This window comes from Halomonas sp. AOP27-A1-41, from assembly GCF_052378605.1.
Taxonomy (GTDB): domain Bacteria; phylum Pseudomonadota; class Gammaproteobacteria; order Pseudomonadales; family Halomonadaceae; genus Vreelandella; species Vreelandella citrativorans.
Genome location: NZ_JBQSXT010000051.1, coordinates 1 through 2761, shown reverse-complemented (window position 1 = coordinate 2761; position 2761 = coordinate 1). Strand labels below are relative to the sequence as shown.

Below are 2761 nucleotides of genomic sequence, written 5' to 3'. Positions count from 1 at the left end.
CAGCAACCGGCCTCAACGACATTCTTTGCCATCTCGCGGCGTTGAGATGGCTTTACCACTTTCCCTCAAGGGCTTCCTGGCGCAACTCTGCCTTCAACCGCTCTTCGGCATACATCTTCTTGAGGCGCTGGTTCTCATCTTCCAATTCCTTGAGGCGCTTCATCATGGACGTGTCCATGCCACCGTACCTGGAGCGCCATTTATAAAATGAGGCACTGCTCATGCCGTGCTCGCGACACAGTTCAGGGACAGGCACACCAGACTCAGCCTGCTTCAAAATCGCCATGATCTGGCTGTCAGTAAAACGTGACTTGCGCATGTGAAATCTCCTGTGTTTTCAGGTTACAAAATTCCACTTATCAACGCGATTATTTTTCGGGGGGATTACCGGATAAGCGCCGTCCCGCCGTAATGGTTAGTGCTTTTCAGGTCAGCTCCATGCGTCAGCGTCATCCTGAGGATCTCCAAATGACAGCGCGCACCTGCATAGAGATAGGGGCTGTCGAGGATGTTGTCCTTCGCATTGACATCAGCCCCAGACTCGATGAGGACCCTGGCCGCTTCGACTGCGTTGGTGCGGGAGGCTATTAACAACGCTGTCGCACCACTGCTATTATGCGCGTCTATTTCCGCACCCTCCGCCAAGAGTCGAGTGACAAGGGAAGCATCATTTTGTTTAGCCGCATTATGCAATTGCGTTTCGTCCATGGCTTTACTTGCCGTGATGAATGGAAAGACTGCTAACAACAATGCAACAGTTCCTACAAAAAAAGTACGTAAATACATGAAGGGGTCCCCCGCTTAGTTTATTGGTAACAAATGCCAACGATGGACAACATTCCAACCTTGCAAATTGCAGGGGCTCCTTTAGCATAGAATACTTTTTTTGAAAGGCGATCAGGCTGGCAGCAGCCCATCTGCATCGGCAACTTACGTTAGTACAAAAGGGTTATTTCTCCAATAACTAAAAAGGAATTCCTTAGTAGCACGCGACGGTGCGACCAAGGCACTATTAAAGGCTGACAATTCGGGTCCATATACCGGACCACGTAAAGCTTTCACCTCCACTGTCTTTGGTCGCGAGACCGCCGGCCTTGCTGAGTTCATCGCCTCCCAGCCTTCTAATTTAGTGCCGAAGAAACCTACTATGCATCGAAGAGCAGAATCAATTGTGTATTGAAAAAGCCATACCTGTCGCTCTGCCTCCAGTGCTCAGCTTTAGCCTAGTACTACTGTGTCATAAATAGACATGTTATCAATACGTATTGTGTCCTCTGTATAGCGATTTCGCATTATGGTAAACGACGCACTTCACGACCGCTTCGAGACGTATCTTGATGAGCTAGCGCCTCGCCTGGGCCATGCTGATCGGGTGCAAGGTTTTCAGGATTACTGTCGTGGCTTGATGCTGCCGCTGAAACGCAAGAGTATCGAGCCCATCGCCGCCAGTGTCGATCCGTATAACGTTCAGGCCTGTCATCAGTCGCTGCATCACCTGGTGGCTCGCTCTGGATGGTCTGACCGAGGGATGCTTAATGGCGTGGCGCAGCAGGTGCTACCCTACTTGCTTCCCCCCGATACGACGCCTTTCTGGATTATCGATGACACCGGTATTCGCAAGAAAGGACGGCATTCGGTGGGCGTTAGCCGCCAATACTGCGGTGAGATTGGTAAACAGGACAATTGTCAGGTCGCCGTTAGCCTATCGGTGGCGACCGAACAGGCCAGCCTGCCGGTCGCATGGCGGCTTTATTTGCCCACATCATGGACAAACGATCCGGCGCGCTGTCGCCGCGTCGGTGTGCCAGAAGAGATCGACTTTGCCACCAAACCGGAGATCGCCCTCCAGCAGGTGCGCGAAACACTGGAGGCCGGTATCACGCCCGGTATCGTGCTGGCAGATGCGGCTTACGGCAAAGAGACGCCGTGGCGAGAGCAGCTTGCGGAATGGGGCTTGAGTTATTGCGTTGACGTGCCGGAGGGTATCAGTGTCTGGCCGCCTGGCAGTGAGCCTCTGCCTCCGAAGTGGTCCGGCCAGGGGCGACCGCCGACACGGTGGCAGCAGACCTCGGAGCATCACCCAGTGGCGGCACAAGCACTGGCCGAGTCGCTGGATGCCAATGACTATCAGGATATCACCTGGCGGGAAGGTACCAACAAGCCGTTGTGCTCCCGGTTTGCCGCTGTCCGAGTGCGTGTGGCGCGAGGCCAGCAGAAGCGTGAACCGGAGTGGTTGCTGATCGAATGGCCCCAAAGCGACGCCGCGCCAGCGAAGTATTGGTTAAGCAATCTGCCGGAAGATACGTCACTGACCACTCTGGTGGCGACAGCGAAAGGACGCTGGCGCATCGAACGAGATTATCAGGAGCTCAAGCAGGAGTTTGGGCTGAAGCATTACGAGGGGCGCAACTGGCGAGGATTTCACCACCACGCCACTCTGTGTACGGTCGCTTACGGTTTTCTGGTCATGGAGCGCCTACGTTGTGGGGATCAAAAAAAAAATCAGCCCCTGCCAGGCAGTTGCCGTACCCGAAGGCTACTGGGCGCGGGGCCATAAAACGCGCACAACGCCACGTGGTTAACTCCATCGCCACTCTGCGATGGGAGCTAAATCAGGCGATCATGATAGCGCTGGGTAGTCGATCACGATGTTTATGACACAGTAGTACTAGTGCAAACGCATTGAAATCTCGCTGGGAGAAATTCCACACTTTTCTAGCGCACACAAAAAACCCAGCCGGTTGGCTGGGTTTTCTGCGGT

Annotated in this window: 1 protein-coding gene and 2 pseudogenes; 1 reads left to right on the top strand and 2 read right to left on the bottom strand. The window is 54.0% G+C overall.

What is annotated here, in order from left to right:
- Together ACT3TC_RS17035 and ACT3TC_RS17030 are read right to left on the bottom strand one after the other, a co-directional pair.
- Positions 1-319: pseudogene (locus ACT3TC_RS17035) on the bottom strand (transposase); the annotation flags it as partial.
- Positions 320-384: 65 nt separating this feature from the next.
- Entirely contained in the window at positions 385-786 is a 402-nt protein-coding gene (locus ACT3TC_RS17030; protein ID WP_444641137.1) for an ankyrin repeat domain-containing protein, read from the bottom strand.
- 508 nt (positions 787-1294) lie between these two features.
- Between ACT3TC_RS17030 and ACT3TC_RS17025 the strand changes: the two are divergent.
- Positions 1295-2582, top strand: a pseudogene (locus tag ACT3TC_RS17025) (IS701 family transposase).
- Positions 2583-2761: the final 179 nt, after the last annotated feature.